This is a genomic window from Mesorhizobium sp. M0174 (assembly GCF_040322275.1).
Taxonomy (GTDB): Bacteria; Pseudomonadota; Alphaproteobacteria; order Rhizobiales; family Rhizobiaceae; genus Mesorhizobium.
In genome coordinates this window covers 286,614-300,508 of the sequence record NZ_JAMYTB010000005.1, presented here as the reverse complement: position 1 = coordinate 300,508, position 13,895 = coordinate 286,614, and the positions used below count along the sequence as shown (strand labels likewise).

The window sequence follows — 13,895 nt, the reverse complement described above, 5'->3', positions numbered from 1 at the left end:
CGAAACTGCTCTAGATCGTAGAGGGGACGACCTCCATGCAGCTAGTCGAATTCCTGGCGCCGCATTTCGCTTTTGTCTCCGACCCGACTGCGTGGGTCGCGCTGCTGACACTGATCGTGCTGGAGGTCGTGCTCGGCATCGACAATCTGATCTTCATCTCGATCCTGACCAACAAATTGCCGGTAGCGCAGCGGGCCCGCGCCCGGCGGCTCGGCATCTCCGCCGCGCTGGTGATGCGGCTGATCCTGCTGGCCACCATCTCGATCATCGTCCAACTGACGACGCCTATATTCACCGCCTTCGGCCACGGGTTTTCATGGCGCGACCTGATCCTGATCGCCGGCGGCCTGTTTCTCGTCTGGAAGGCGACCAAGGAGATCCACCACACGGTCGATCTCGATGATCACCAGGACACCATGATGGGCGAGACGCTGCAGCTTTCGCTGGCCGGCGCGATTTTCCAGATATTGCTGCTCGACCTCGTCTTCTCGATCGACTCGATCATCACCGCCGTCGGCATGACCGACGAAATCGCGATCATGTACATCGCGGTGATCGTGGCGGTGAGCGTGATGATGCTGGCGGCCGGGCCGCTGGCCGATTTCATCGCCAAGAACCCCAGCATCGTCATGCTGGCGCTGGGTTTCCTGCTGATGATCGGCATGACCCTGATCGCCGACGGCATGGGTTACCATGTGCCGAAAGGCTATATCTACGCCGCCATGGGTTTTTCGGCCCTGGTCGAAGGGCTCAACATGCTGGCGCGGCGGCGGAAGAAGGCAAAGGGCGGCGGGCACTGAAGATGACCCACCGCGGCTGACCTAATGCCCCGGCACGCCTTTCGGATGGCGGTCGCCGATCAGGTTGAGCGTCACGCCTTGCTCCAGCCACGCCTTGGCGCCGGCGAGCACCAGCGCAAAACCGCCGGTCGAGTCGATCGCCTGCGTGACCTGCTCATCGCGGCTGCCGACAAAGCCAAAATTGCGGACCTCGACAAAGGTCGTGGCGCCCGGCATCGCGGTAAAGGTCCACACCACCGTGGTCGGCGGATCGCTCCATTGCATGACGATCTTCTTGTTTTCGACGATCTCACGGATATTGACCGTCGTCGAGACGCCATACATGCGCCATTCCCAATGGATTTCCTTGCCGCTGTCCAACCTGTCGCTGCCATGGGTGAACCAGAACTTCGTCGTGATCGCCGGATCGACGAAGGCCTCGAATACGTCGGCGACCGGCCGCCTTATCAGCATGCCGGCTTCGGCGGTCGGTGTTTCGCGGATTTCCATATCGTCCTCCTTTCCACGGTGCCGCCTGTTCACCAGGCATCGGGTTCGCGCACCAGGTGAATGATGTCGGCCGGGTTGGTGATCCAGCCGCCGCGAAAGCCTTCACCCAGTGCCTCGATGGCGTCGCAGCGCACGACACCGGCCTTGGCGAGATGCTCCGCTGCGGCCGGAAAATCATCGGTGAACAGTTCCAGCCATATCTCGGCCTGGTTCATCATCGGCGCCTCGTCGATCCACAGTCGATTGGGACCGAGTTCGAAGCCGACGGCCGGCGGTTTGGCCGTGAATGGCTTCAGGCCGATGACGTCGCGATAGAAGGCGATCGTTGCCTGGTATTGATGCGGCGGGACTTTCATCGCGATGTTGATGCCGCCGGTGATCTTCGCGGTCATTCTTACTCCATTTGCTCTCAGATGTTGTTCTCGTTGGCCGGCTCGCCCTTCATCTCGCTGCGGTAATAGCCGTCGCGCAGATTGATGCCGTATTCGACATAGGCCTTCATGCAGGCCAGCATCTGCGACCAGCCCTCGCAATTGAGGTAAGATTTCTTCAGGCCGACCGCGTCCTCTTGCCAGCCGGTTTCGGCGATGGTGACGAAGGTGCCGCCGTCGTCGAGCGGCTCGAAATTCATCTCGATGCGGGTCTTGTAGGCGGGCTCGCCGTCGGCGTCGGTCGCATCCCAGCGCAGCACGATGCGGCTGTCTTTCTCCACCTGGTCGACCTCCACGGGAACCTTGCCCCACCAGATGACGGTGGCGCCCGCCAGCAGCGGTGCGCTGGCGCCGCCGATCGTGGTGAAGTAGCCGCTGAGCTTCTTCGGATTGACGACCGCATCGAAGACTTCGGCGACGGGTTTGCCGATGCGGCCAGAAACCCTGAATCCAAGAGACATATCCACAGCTCCTTCCTTGAAATGCAACGGCATTATGTTATAAAAACATAACATGTCAAGCACGGCGCAGGACGACGATGTTTTCAAGGCGCTGGCGCATCCGCGCCGGCGTGCGTTGCTGGACCGGCTGAAGGATGCGCCGCAGACCACCGGCATGCTGTGCGATGCCTTCCCAGACATGGACCGCTGCACGGTCATGCTGCATCTGAAGGTGCTGGAGGAGGCCGACCTGGTCGTGGTGCGCCGCGAGGGGCGCGAACGCTGGAACCATCTCAACGCGCTGCCGATCAAGCACATCCACGACCGCTGGATCAGTCAATATGCCACGCACGCGATCAGCATCCTCGACCGGCTGAAATCCGATCTTGAGGGATGAAAGGTTGCCGAAGCCTGCCACTTTCGGGCCTTGAGACCCTTGCGTGTCCGACGCAATGGCGCGGCTGGACGAATTGAGCCGATTTATCTATAAGCCGGCCATTCCGACAGAGAGCGCCGTACGTCCGTCCGGACGCAGCAGGACGTTCTGAAGTTTTGAATTCGAGCATTTTGCAAGGCGCCGGGTGGTTCACCAGGCCGCAGATGCTCTAGCCGAGAAAACGACAGGGGTGCCATGGCTGGCCATTCACAGTTCAAGAACATCATGCATCGAAAGGGCCGCCAGGATGCGGTGCGATCGAAAATGTTTTCCAAGCTGGCGCGCGAAATCACCGTCGCCGCCAAGAGCGGCACGCCTGATCCATCGATGAACCCGCGCCTGCGCCTTGCGGTGCAGAACGCCAAGGCGGTGTCGATGCCGAAGGACAACATCCAGCGCGCCATCAACAAGGCGTCGATGGGCGATGCCGAGACCTACGAAGCCGTTCGCTACGAGGGTTACGGGCCAGGCGGCGTCGCGCTGATCGTCGAGGTGCTGACCGACAACCGCAACCGCTCGGCGTCGAATGTGCGCGCTGCCTTCACCAAAGCCGGCGGGGCGATGGGCGAGACCGGCTCGGTTTCGTTCATGTGGGACCGCGTCGGCGAGATCTACTATCCGGCATCGGCCGGCAGCGCCGAGAAGGTGATGGACGCAGCGATCGAGGCCGGCGCCGACGATGTCCAGTCGGACGAGGAAGGCCACACGATCTATTGCGCCTTCGAGAATCTCGGCGAAGTGTCGAAGGCGCTGGAAGGCGCACTCGGCGAGGCTGAATCAGTGAAGCCGATCTGGAGGCCGCAGACCAATATCGCGGTCGACGAGGAGCGGGCACAATCGCTGATGAAGCTGGTCGCGACGCTCGAAGACGACGACGACGTGCAGAGCGTCTACGCCAATTTCGAGGTCGACGAGGAGACCTTGGCGAAGCTCAGCGCGGCGTAAGTTGAGAACGCCGCGCATCGACCACGTATCTTTCTTCTAGAGCTGTCAGTTACTGATGGGGGACGGATGACTGACACTGACGAGGCTCGTTTTTCTGACGCGATGTCCTGGCCTCGCCGGGGTGGCATATGGCGCCGGCTGTTCGCTTCGATCATCGACTATCTTATCGTCCTGATACCTCTTTACGGACTTGTAGCGGGTTTGTTTCTGCTAACTGACGGCGGAGTCAAAGGCAGCTTTTGGTTGAACTGGAGACTATGTCAGGCGGCTACGTTAAACGGAGCAAGTGATCCATCATTTGCCCGTTACGATTGGCAGATATGCAGAACGTCGCTGTTCGGTTTGACGGTCGCCGAATGGGCCCTGGGAACGGCTTCGGGCTCACAGTCTGAAGGAAATCCCTCCATCTCATTTGATTTGGATTCGCAGGGCAATATCCGACCGGCAGCATTGGATCTGGGTTTCCTCGAACTGGTCGTTCTCGCGTCTTATCTCCTTGTCATGGAGTTGACCTCTGGCCAGCCAATCGGCAAGCGGTTCGCGGCGCTCATAGTGCATGACCAGGATGACAAAAATAGAATCGGACTACCCGTACGAAAGGCTGTTCGGCGGCAGGGAATGAAATTTCTCGGCGCTTTGCCCATAATGTTCATGGGAGGGTGGTACACTGTTCAGGCTTGGGGCAGCGCTCCTGGGGTCGCGCAGGACTTCTCCCGGCTGGAGATTGTCGGTGCATACGCCGCGTTGGTCTTGGTTATGGTCTGGCCGATCTGGATCGCAATATCCATAGCTCTTGGCAACGACCCGATACACGATCGATTTGCCGTAACCACAGTTCGCGCAGATGAGACCGAGACATGAACGTGTCAGACAAAGCCCGCGTCCGCATCACCTATTGCACCCAGTGCCTGTGGCTGCTCAGGGCCAGCTGGATGGCGCAGGAGCTGCTGTCGACCTTCGGCACCGATCTGGGCGAAGTGACGCTGGTGCCCGGCACCGGCGGCATCTTCACCATTTCCTGCAATGACACGCTGGTCTGGGACCGCAAGCGGGACGGCGGTTTCCCCGACGCCGCAAAGCTCAAGCAACTGGTTCGCGACGTCATCGATCCGGATCGCGATCTGGGCCATGCCGACCGCAAGGGCGATAAGTCAAAAGACCCTGCCTGAGGCCTTTTACACTTCCGTCCTGCATTCACCGCCAGGCGAAGATGAAGCAGCCCAGCGCCACGATGGCGGTGATGGTGCGGACATGGTTCCACATCACCCAGTCCCTGAGATAAGTGGCCCATACTGCAGCGCCGTTGGCGCTTGTCGGATCGACGGCGGCCAGGGCGTTGTTGAGCGGCACGTTGAACATCATCGTCACGATCGGGTTGCCGACGAGGTAGATCAGGGCGCCGGCGAGGAGCCAGAATGCACCCGGTTGGCTCCAGCCGATAAGAGCGCCGGCGGCAAGGACAAGACAGACCAGCCCGGTGCCGAAAAGCGCGGTCATGAATGCCGGCGTAATCACGGTGATGTTGATCGAATTCATGGCGGCGATGCCGCCTCCGGCAGGCAAGCGGCCGAGCGCCGGCATGATAAAGTTGGAGAAGGCGAAGAAAACGCCGCCGACAACGCCTGAGCCAATGGCAGCGACGAAAGTGAGGGTGGGAAGCAGTTTCATGATCATGTCAGTTGCTCCAGATGCCGGTTGAGGCGGTTTCGGTTGCGTAGGCGGAAAAGTCCTTTGGGGCGCGGCCGAGCACGCGCTCGACGCCGTCTGTCAGCGACTCGTTGCGGCCGTCGAGGACTTCGGTGAACAGCTCGTTGAGCAGCCACGCGAACTCGGCCGGCAACTCATGCTCGGCGATGGCGGCGGTGAACTCGGCGTGTGAAATCCGCTTGAAACGAATGTCGCGGCCGACGGCCCTGCCGATTTCGGCGACCGCGTCGGCGAAGCTCAGCAGCCGCGGCCCGGCCAACTCGTAGAGCTGGCCGATATGGCCCTGCCGGGTTAGTACGGCAAAGGCGGCGTCCGCGATATCGTCGGCATCGACGAATGGCTCACCGACATTGCCGACCGGCAACGCCACCTCGCCCTCGCGCAGGGCATCCACGAGAAACCCCTCACTGAAGTTCTGGGAAAACCAGGCGCAGCGCAGGATCGTCCAATCGGCGCCTGAGGCTTTCAGCATCTCTTCGGCACGTTGCGCTTCCGTTTCGCCGCGCCCCGACAGCAGCACCAGCCGGCGCACACCACACTGCACGGCAAGGCGAGAGAAGACGCCGACCGTGTCGGCCGCGCCGGGCACCGCAAGATCAGGATAGTAGCTGATGTAGACGGCGCCGACACCATCAAGGGCGGGTTCCCAAGTGGCTTTGTTTTCCCAGTCGAAGGGTGGCGTGCCCGAGCGCGAGCCTATCCGTACCGGTAGGCCCCGCGCCGTCAGCCGCTCGGCGAGGCGACGGCCGGTCTTGCCGGTGCCGCCGAGGATCAAAGTTGGTCTCGTTACAGTAGGGTTCATGTCGATTTTCCTCAGTTTGAAATGTGAGTAATCCTCACATTTGCAAAACGTGATAAACCCTCGTATTTTGCGAGTCAAGCCAATTTGTTGATTGTTCGTCGGGAGACAGTGATGGAAGGCTCTGCCGTATCGGATTCACAGGACGGCCAGATCGCATCGCCGCGCCGGGCACCGAGCCAGCAGCGCAGCCGCGAGCGGGTCGAGCGCATGCTGGCCGCCGCCTCGGCGCTGATCGCCGAGCAAGGCAGCGACGCCATGCGCATGGGAGTGGTGGCCGAGAGGGCTGGCGTGTCGATCGGCTCGCTCTACCAGTTCTTCCCGGACAAGCGGGCAATCATCTGGGCGCTGGCCGAGCGCTACACCGCGGAAAGCCAGGCCTGCATTGCCACGGCATTGGCGGAGGTCAGTGACGCCGAAGGCCTGTGGAAGGCGTTTTCGGAACTGGTGGATACCTACTACGGAATGTTCCTGGCGGAGCCGGTGATGCGCGATATCTGGTCGGGCACGCAGGCCGACAAGGCGCTGCGCGAGCTTGAGCTTGCCGACAGCCGGGCCAACGCCGAATTCCTCACTGCGGTGCTGAAAAGGCTGCGGCCGTCTGCCGATCCGGCGGCGCTGGAAGCGACGGCATTTCTCATCTGGCAGCTGGGCGAAGCCGCCATGCGGCTGGCGATCTCGGTCGGGCGAGAAGAAGGCGACAGGCTGGTTGCCGCTTACAAGCGAATGGCGCTGCGCGAGCTGGTGGACGGGTAGGCCGCCGTGCTCGTAGGGACAGGCCGTTAGGTGGTGGCGATCAACTGCGGAAGCGGGGCGCTGGCCCTCATCTGCCTGCCGGCACCTTCTCCTCGTTAGAGACGGGAAGAAGGGGGAACTCCAGCGCCGGCGACCCCTCGCCCCGTTCTTCACGAGGAGAGGGTAAGGGTGAGGGGCAGCGCCAAACCTGAGATGATTGCCGCTGAGGCCCAATCAATAAAAAACCCGCCACGAGGGCGGGTTTCTCGATCAGCGAAACGCCAGTGCTTAGAGGCCGAAACCTTCGAAACGCTTCTTGAACTTCGACAGGCGGCCACCGCGGTCGAGCAGGGTCTGCTGGCCGCCGGTCCAGGCCGGATGAGTGGTCGGGTCGATATCGAGGTTCATCGTATCGCCTTCCTTGCCCCAGGTCGAACGGGTCATGTATTCGGTACCGTCGGTCATGACGACCTTGATGGTGTGATAGTCGGGATGGATGTCGGTCTTCATGGTTCTGTTCCTGGCTGCCGGGTGCTGCCGACGGGCTGAAGCCTGCGTCGATGCGCCCCTTTTTAAAACTCGAAGCCGCAGCTATTGAGGAGCCACGGCTTCTAAAACGGTCGGCGAGCCTATACATCAGCCGGAATTGAATCACAAGGCCGCGGCAAGCGCATATTGATGGCGCAAACCTCAAAGGGCCAAAGGAAACGGGTCATGGCGAACATCAGTGGCGATGCAGACGAGCGCAGGCGCTCGCTGAGGCCGCTGCAGCGCCTGTTTCCCTATATCATGCATTACCGCAAAATGGTCATCGGCGCGATCGCCTCGCTGGCCGTCGCGGCGGCGACGACACTGGCGCTGCCGCTGGCCGTGCGGCGGATGATAGATCACGGCTTTTCCGCTTCCGATTCCAGCTTCATTGCCGAATATTTCGCCATGCTGGTGGTGATGGCCGCCGTGCTGGCGGCGGCGTCTGCCAGCCGCTACTATTTCGTCATCACGCTCGGCGAGCGCGTCGTTGCCGATATCCGCCGCGATGTCTTTGCCCATGTCACCACGTTGTCGCCCTCCTTCTTCGATACGGCCCAGTCGGGCGAGATCGTCTCGCGGCTCGCCGCCGACACGACGCAGGTCAAATCGGCCGTCGGTGCCACCGCCTCGGTGGCTTTGCGCAACGTCATCCTTGGCCTCGGCGCCGTGGCGATGATGGTCTTCACCAGCCCAAAACTGTCCGGCCTGGTTATCGCGGCCATTCCGCTAATCGTGCTGCCGCTGGTCGCCTTCGGCCGCTCGGTGCGGCGCAAGTCACGGCTGGCGCAGGATACTCTGGCCAATGCCACCGCCTACGCCAGCGAGCAGATCGGCGCGGTGCGCACCCTGCAGGCCTTCACCAACGAGAAGCTTGTAACCGGGTATTTTTCATCCGCCGTGGAAGCAGCGTTCGAAGCGGCGCGGGCCTCGATCTTTGCCCGCTCCTTTCTCACCTTCTTCGCCATCTTCATGATCTTTTCGTCGGTCGTGGCGGTGCTGTGGTTCGGTTCGCGCGACGTGCTCGACGGCACGCTGTCGCCGGGCACGCTTGGCCAATTCCTGCTCTATTCGGTGTTCGCCGCCGGCGCGCTCGGCGCCCTGTCGGAAGTCTGGGGCGAACTGTCCCAGGCAGCGGGCGCCGCCGAACGGCTGACCGAGATCCTGGCCGAGAAACCCGCGATCCAGGCGCCCGCCGATCCGAAGCCGCTGCCGGCAAAGGCGAGAGGCGCGGTCAGCTTCGACGATGTCTCCTTCTCCTATCCGGCCCGGCCCGACCGCGCCGCCGTCCATGGCCTGAGCTTTCAGGTCAAACCCGGTGAGACGGTGGCGATCGTCGGGCCATCCGGCGCCGGCAAGAGCACGGTGTTTTCGCTGCTTCTGCGCTTCTACGATCCGGAGGCCGGCAGGATCGTCATCGACGGGGTCGATCTGCGCGAGGCCGATCCGGCCGCGATCCGCGCGCGCATCGCCATCGTGCCGCAGGACGTCACCATTTTTGCGGCGAGCGCGCGCGACAATATCGGCTTTGGCCGGCCCGGTGCTAGCCAGGCCGAGATCGAGGCGGCGGCGAAGGACGCGCTTGCCGACGAGTTCATCCTGAAGCTCGAAAAAGGCTATGACAGCCAGGTCGGCGAGCGCGGCGTGACGCTGTCGGGCGGCCAGCGCCAGCGCGTGGCGATCGCCCGCGCCATTCTGCGCGATGCGCCGATCCTTCTGCTCGACGAGGCGACCTCGGCACTCGATGCCGAAAGCGAGACGCTGGTGCAGACGGCGCTGGACCGGCTGATGCAGGGCCGCACCACGATCGTCATCGCCCATCGGCTGGCAACCGTGCTGAAGGCCGATCGCATCCTGGTCATGGACGGCGGCCGCATCGTCGAGGAAGGCACGCATCAGAGCCTGGTCGCCAAGGGCGGCATCTATGCGCGGCTGGCCAAGCTGCAGTTCGATACCGGTGCGAATGCTTTCAGGGGCGCGGCCGAGTAGGTCTGCCCGCGACGGCCGGGATTCTTCAGCTACCGAAAGCTCGGCGTTTGCCGCGTCGATAGGCGATGAACAGGGGAACGCCGACAAGCAACGACAACAAAAGCATGCTGGCGACGGTCTGTCGCTGCTCCTTTGCCGGATCGCTGAGCTGCACATCGGCGGGCGGCTCTTCATAGGTAAAATCGTACTGCCAGCGAATTTGGTCTGCGACGTCATCGACGGTTTTCAGATAGTCGGCAATCGCCTTGGCCGGCACTTCGCTTGCCAGCGTCTGAAAGTTCCATTCAACTTGAAATTCGGTGGGCGTGTTGGACCAGGACGCCTTGAGAGACAGATAGGGCGTCACGACGTTTTTCATCGATTCGCCGGAAAATCTCGCCTTGAGGTTGCGCACGGTCACCTTGTGGCGGCGGTAGAACTGGGAGCCGAGGGAGACGGGCCCGGTTCGGTCGACGATTGTCGGGGTTGGAAGAGAGTTGTTGCCGAGATCGGCCGCGCGGATCGGGAAATTCTTTGCCAGATCGTTGGCCGCCAGCGCCTCCGCCGGCAAGCGATAACTTTCCTTCACGCTCACTATGTTGCCGTCGCGGCGATCCACGATTTCCGGCTTGGCGATAGTTTGGATGCCTGGATATTGCTTGTTGTAGTATTTCAGGTAGGCGTCCGACACCTCGCTCAGCGACCGGCTGGCGAAATTGCCGCGCATCCAATCGGCATCGGCGTCCTCATATGTCGAGAAGACCGTCAGTACCAGAGGATCGCCCGGTTTGCGCGGAAAGTCGAATTCCTCGGCGATCTGGATCGATGGGCTGGTGAGCACAGGGCTCGGCATCTTCTCCAACCCGCCGGTGCTGGAAAGCGGCAGCGCGAAGCCGTAGTCCGGCTGTGCGAGATTGTGCGCCGTGCCGCCCTGAAGATAGTTCGTGGCGTCCAGCCAATATGTCTTTGCTCCGATCCTTGCCTTGACTATGGCATGGTCGAAATCGCGGAGCGCCGGCAGATGCTGGTCCAGGGCTCGTCCCTCGTCGAGATCGGCCAAGGCGACCTCGGCAGCAATGCCAAGCCGCACAAGCGACGAGACCAGCAGCAGGGCCTTGTCCTTGCAGTCACCGAACCCGCTCAAGATGACCGTCGCGGGATCACGCGGAACGTAGGAACCGGCACCCATCGACAGGCTTACATAGCGGATCTGGTCCTGCACCAACCGCATTGCCTCGACCATTCGGTCCTCCGGCACCGGATGTCGCAGAGCGATGTCGTCGAGCTTTGCGGCAAAAGCCGGGGGGAAAACGGTCGCTGGCTTGTAATAGGGCGCAACGGCATCGACCACACTTTGCCAAATCGCGGTAGACGCGACATCGATGGAGCCCCAGCCTGGATAGGTTACGGGCAGGTTATCCTCGACATTGACCGGTTTCGGGTTTGGAATTTCCCATAGATAAGTGGTGTCCGGCCCAGTCGGGGAGATTGAGGGCTTAAGTCGGGTTCCCCTTGTCTTGATCTGGAGCAGCTGGCCCGAAGGCCAAATGATGCTTGTGCGGATAAGCGCTACCGGCTCTTCCCATTCGGTGGCGAAATTCTTGAAGAAAAGGTCCTTGCCGACCAGCGGTGTTACTTCGTAGGTCGACCCGTAATCGACGATGTCGCCGGCACGCACGTCATCGATGTTGACATGTGCAGTCAGCCAGCCGTCGAAGACGCCTTTCTCGGCGTCTCTTTCCCTGCGGAAGATGTCGAATTCGACGCCTTCCAGCCGGTCCAGAACGGCGCCATCGCGGATGATGTGAAGATGGTTGAGCGTGACCTTGTGCCGGGACGGATCGAACTGCAGATCGATACTCGCGCCACGATCCAGGCCGGGACGGTCGACGATCTTATAGACGGTGCGCGAGTACTCGACATAGCCGCCGGCGCAATGCTTGATCTGGTCGTCCGAGAGCAGCCATGAAACGCCATTCTTGATTTGATCCGATCGGGCGGGATCGGCAGCCGGAATTTCAAGCTGCTCTACCCAGCTTTCTGCCGGACCCTTGAAAACCATGTCGTCGGACATGGCCGGAGAACTCAGACCGACCAATAAGATGAAAATTACCAAGCAGGGCCAGAAAGACTTCATCCTATGAAAACTGTAACAGGCAGACATCTACGCTCGCCCAACTTGGAAGAACTCCTTTTTCAGAGGCTTTCCCACCAAAGTAAAGGCCAGTTTCGCGGATTTCTGCGGTCACCGCGGCAAGAGCCGGGAATAGACGGAACGGCTCACTTCCCGTACCGCTTCTTCAAGTGATCGGTGAAATGTACGGCATTGAGCTTTTCGCCGGTGGCGCGTTCGAGCAGTTCCGGCGTCGACCAGCGCGAGCCTTGCGACCAGATCCTTTTGCGGCGCCAGTCGTTGATCGCGGCGAAATCTCCCTTGGCGAGGTCTTCGTCGGCTGAAGGATGATCCCTTGTCAGCGCCGCCCATTGCTGCGCCGCCATCATGGCGCCGAGCGTGTAGGAGGGGAAATAGCCAAAGGCGGCACCCGGCCAGTGGACGTCCTGCATCGGACCATCAGCCGGATTGTCTGATGTCGACAGCCCGAGATAATCGCGCATCTTGGCATCCCAGGCCTCGGGCAGGTCGGCTGCTTCCAGCCGTCCCGAGACAAGCTCCTGCTCCAGCTCGTAGCGCAGGATGACGTGCAGCGGATAGGTGACCTCGTCGGCATCGACACGGATCAGGCCGCGCTCGACCCGGTGCACATGCGGCAGGATGTCGTCGATCGTCCAGCTCTCGCCAAGGTGTCTTTCGACCACCGGCAGCGCCCAGCGCCAGAATTCTGGATTGCGGCCGATCTGCTTTTCGACGAACAGGCTCTGGCTTTCATGCACCGCCATGCCGCGCGCTTTGCCGAGCGGCCAGTGCGCCCATGCCTTCGGCAGGTTCTGCTCGTACAGCGCATGGCCGGTCTCGTGCAGCACGCCCATCAGCGCCGACAGGAAATCCGAGGTCTTGTAGCGGGTGGTGATGCGCACGTCGCTCGGCACGCCGCCGCAAAACGGATGGTGCGAAACCGACAGCGAGCCGTGGGTGAGGTCGAAGCCGACTGCCGTCATCATGGCGAGGCCGAGCTCGCGCTGCTTGTCCAAGGGGTAGCTGCCGGAAAGTGGCTTCAGCGGATGTTTCGCCAGCCGCTCTTCCTGCACGGCCAGTGCCTCCGGTACGAAGCCTTTCAGGAAGGCCTTCAACTCGGCAAACACAGGCGTGATGTCGGCGGTGCGATTGCCCGGGTCATATTGCTCCATCAGCGCGTCGTAAGGCTCGAGCCCGAGCACCGCGGCGCGAAGTGCCGCCTCCTCGCGGACCAGCGCCACGACGCCTTCCAGCGCCGGCAGGAAGCCGGCCCAGTCGTTCTTGGCGCGCAGGTCGCGCCAGAGCTGCTCGGAGCGCATGCGCGCTGTCGTCTGGCGCTCGACGAATTCGACCGGCAGGCAGGTCAGGTTGGTGTATTGCCGGCGAAATTCCCTGACCGCGGCCTGCTGCTCTTCGTTCAGCGCTTCCTGCTCGGCCGCCGCGATCCAGTCGGCAATCTCCGGCGCAGTCGCCCGGGCATGGTGCATGCCGGCAAGCGCCGACATTGCCTCCGCGCGCTTCTCGCCGCCGCCGACCGCCATATGGGTCGCTTCATCGGCGCCGAGGATGGCGAGGGCGTGTTCCAGTGCTTCGAGTTTGTGGCCGAGGTCGTCGAGTTTTTGAAAGGACATTGTGGGTTCCGCTGATTTGACGGCGAGAAAAGATATCAATGCAAAACTGTTGGCAACCCCGAAAGCCGCCCGCGACCGACGCATTGAATGCCGGCCGCAACGGCCGGTTTTCAGTTCAAAGCCTTCGTCCTGGTCTGCGTCGCCGTCGCCGGCCTTTACGGCGCGGCAACGGCGGGCCGTAAAATCCTGTTCATCCGAACAGTGCCGGCAGTGCTGGCGCTGATTGCGCAGGCGTTGGGCTAGCGCATGATCCCTGAACCGAAAGCTGGACAAGGATCATGCGCAAAATCAATTGCCACAGCGCCGGGCATTGCGGCCGGTTTCAGCCGCCTGGATAGATTGGGCCATAGCCGTTCGGATAGTATCCGCCATCGGCGCCGTTGCCGATGAGGAAGGCACTGCCGGTATCAGCGCGCAGCTTTTGGCTGACATCGTCGAGCTGCGCCAGCAACTGCTGATCTTGCGTGCTCGGCATCGTTCCCTCGCGTGCGGCCCTCTCGGCGGCCTGGTCGAGTTGAGCGACCTGCGTGCGCAAGTCACGCGCCTCGCCCGGCTCGAGCTTGTTCGCCTGGATGGCGCCCTGGATAGCTGTCTCCACGCTCTGGATCTGATTGATCAAGGCCGTCTCGCGTGGGCCGGCGTAAGCGCCGGCAAACGGAACGAGGAGAAGTGTGGCGAGCGCAGCGGTCCTAAGATTCCTGGGAGCGAAGAAGCGCATGGTTGCATCTCCTTTACTGGGGAAGGCGGTGGTTGGGAGGGGGCGCTGCCTTCCGGCCGCGGGCCGTCAGGTTCCGTCGCGTCGCGATCAGCGGTTCCACGCCGGCGGCTCTAGGCCCATGACCAAGGCCAAAA

The 13,895-nt window shown here is 61.9% G+C and carries 16 protein-coding genes and 1 pseudogene; 8 read left to right on the top strand and 9 right to left on the bottom strand.

Features of this window, described 5'->3' with window-relative positions:
* The first annotated feature begins 35 nt into the window (after positions 1 to 35).
* Complete coding sequence (locus NKJ13_RS13650; protein WP_254816433.1) at positions 36 to 800, top strand: TerC family protein; 765 nt, start codon at positions 36 to 38, stop codon at positions 798 to 800.
* Positions 801 to 821: 21 nt separating this feature from the next.
* On the opposite strand, the gene NKJ13_RS13645 is transcribed toward NKJ13_RS13650, so the two are convergent.
* The 3 genes from NKJ13_RS13645 to NKJ13_RS13635 are packed head-to-tail and all read right to left on the bottom strand — an operon-like array spanning position 822 to position 2,181.
* Positions 822 to 1,289, bottom strand: a complete 468-nt coding sequence (locus tag NKJ13_RS13645) for an SRPBCC family protein (RefSeq protein WP_352737809.1) — start codon at positions 1,287 to 1,289, stop codon at positions 822 to 824.
* A gap of 29 nt (positions 1,290 to 1,318) precedes the next feature.
* The gene (locus NKJ13_RS13640) at positions 1,319 to 1,681 is read right to left on the bottom strand and encodes a VOC family protein (protein WP_352737808.1); all 363 of its coding nucleotides are present in this window, start codon (positions 1,679 to 1,681) and stop codon (positions 1,319 to 1,321) included.
* A gap of 17 nt (positions 1,682 to 1,698) precedes the next feature.
* Positions 1,699 to 2,181, bottom strand: a complete 483-nt coding sequence (locus NKJ13_RS13635) for an SRPBCC domain-containing protein (protein WP_352737807.1) — start codon at positions 2,179 to 2,181, stop codon at positions 1,699 to 1,701.
* Between the two features lie 52 nt (positions 2,182 to 2,233).
* Between NKJ13_RS13635 and NKJ13_RS13630 the strand changes: the two genes are divergently transcribed.
* From NKJ13_RS13630 to NKJ13_RS13615, 4 genes are all read left to right on the top strand, one after another.
* Positions 2,234 to 2,557 carry an ArsR/SmtB family transcription factor gene (locus NKJ13_RS13630; protein ID WP_352737806.1) on the top strand — a complete coding sequence of 108 codons (324 nt, stop codon included), beginning with the start codon at positions 2,234 to 2,236 and terminating at the stop codon, positions 2,555 to 2,557.
* A gap of 234 nt (positions 2,558 to 2,791) precedes the next feature.
* Entirely contained in the window at positions 2,792 to 3,541 is a 750-nt protein-coding gene (locus NKJ13_RS13625; protein WP_352737805.1) for a YebC/PmpR family DNA-binding transcriptional regulator, read from the top strand.
* A 66-nt stretch (positions 3,542 to 3,607) separates the two neighbouring features.
* Positions 3,608 to 4,402 (top strand): RDD family protein, encoded by a 795-nt coding sequence (locus NKJ13_RS13620; RefSeq protein ID WP_352504928.1) that lies wholly within the window; start codon positions 3,608 to 3,610, stop codon positions 4,400 to 4,402.
* Positions 4,399 to 4,710, top strand: coding sequence for an Rdx family protein (locus tag NKJ13_RS13615; protein ID WP_352737804.1), 312 nt, complete (start codon positions 4,399 to 4,401; stop codon positions 4,708 to 4,710). The genes NKJ13_RS13620 and NKJ13_RS13615 overlap by 4 nt, the downstream gene beginning before the upstream one ends.
* Positions 4,711 to 4,735: 25 nt before the next feature.
* Here NKJ13_RS13615 and NKJ13_RS13610 read toward each other — a convergent pair whose 3' ends face one another.
* Together NKJ13_RS13610 and NKJ13_RS13605 are read right to left on the bottom strand one after the other, a co-directional pair.
* Positions 4,736 to 5,215: an anthrone oxygenase family protein gene (locus NKJ13_RS13610; protein ID WP_254816440.1), complete on the bottom strand. Its 480-nt coding sequence runs from the start codon at positions 5,213 to 5,215 to the stop codon at positions 4,736 to 4,738.
* A 1-nt stretch (position 5,216) separates the two neighbouring features.
* Positions 5,217 to 6,050 carry an NAD(P)H-binding protein gene (locus tag NKJ13_RS13605; protein WP_352504929.1) on the bottom strand — a complete coding sequence of 278 codons (834 nt, stop codon included), beginning with the start codon at positions 6,048 to 6,050 and terminating at the stop codon, positions 5,217 to 5,219.
* Positions 6,051 to 6,161: 111 nt separating this feature from the next.
* On the opposite strand from NKJ13_RS13605, the gene NKJ13_RS13600 reads away from it, so the two are divergent.
* The gene (locus tag NKJ13_RS13600) at positions 6,162 to 6,803 is read left to right on the top strand and encodes a TetR/AcrR family transcriptional regulator (protein ID WP_352687181.1); all 642 of its coding nucleotides are present in this window, start codon (positions 6,162 to 6,164) and stop codon (positions 6,801 to 6,803) included.
* A gap of 267 nt (positions 6,804 to 7,070) precedes the next feature.
* Here the strand turns inward: NKJ13_RS13600 and rpmE are convergent, their stop codons facing one another.
* Positions 7,071 to 7,292, bottom strand: coding sequence for a 50S ribosomal protein L31 (gene rpmE, locus NKJ13_RS13595; protein WP_006327661.1), 222 nt, complete (start codon positions 7,290 to 7,292; stop codon positions 7,071 to 7,073).
* A 204-nt stretch (positions 7,293 to 7,496) separates the two neighbouring features.
* Between rpmE and NKJ13_RS13590 the strand changes: the two genes are divergently transcribed.
* Positions 7,497 to 9,299: an ABC transporter transmembrane domain-containing protein gene (locus NKJ13_RS13590; RefSeq protein ID WP_352737802.1), complete on the top strand. Its 1,803-nt coding sequence runs from the start codon at positions 7,497 to 7,499 to the stop codon at positions 9,297 to 9,299.
* Between the two features lie 25 nt (positions 9,300 to 9,324).
* Here NKJ13_RS13590 and NKJ13_RS13585 read toward each other — a convergent pair whose 3' ends face one another.
* Together NKJ13_RS13585 and NKJ13_RS13580 are read right to left on the bottom strand one after the other, a co-directional pair.
* Complete coding sequence (locus tag NKJ13_RS13585) at positions 9,325 to 11,352, bottom strand: DUF3857 domain-containing protein (protein WP_352777839.1); 2,028 nt, start codon at positions 11,350 to 11,352, stop codon at positions 9,325 to 9,327.
* A gap of 206 nt (positions 11,353 to 11,558) precedes the next feature.
* Positions 11,559 to 13,043: a carboxypeptidase M32 gene (locus NKJ13_RS13580; protein ID WP_352737799.1), complete on the bottom strand. Its 1,485-nt coding sequence runs from the start codon at positions 13,041 to 13,043 to the stop codon at positions 11,559 to 11,561.
* A gap of 102 nt (positions 13,044 to 13,145) precedes the next feature.
* Between NKJ13_RS13580 and NKJ13_RS13575 the strand changes: the two are divergent.
* A pseudogene (locus tag NKJ13_RS13575) lies at positions 13,146 to 13,286 on the top strand (DUF1304 family protein); the annotation flags it as partial.
* Positions 13,287 to 13,365: 79 nt separating this feature from the next.
* Here NKJ13_RS13575 and NKJ13_RS13570 read toward each other — a convergent pair.
* Positions 13,366 to 13,761, bottom strand: coding sequence for a hypothetical protein (locus NKJ13_RS13570; protein ID WP_352737798.1), 396 nt, complete (start codon positions 13,759 to 13,761; stop codon positions 13,366 to 13,368).
* Positions 13,762 to 13,895: the final 134 nt, after the last annotated feature.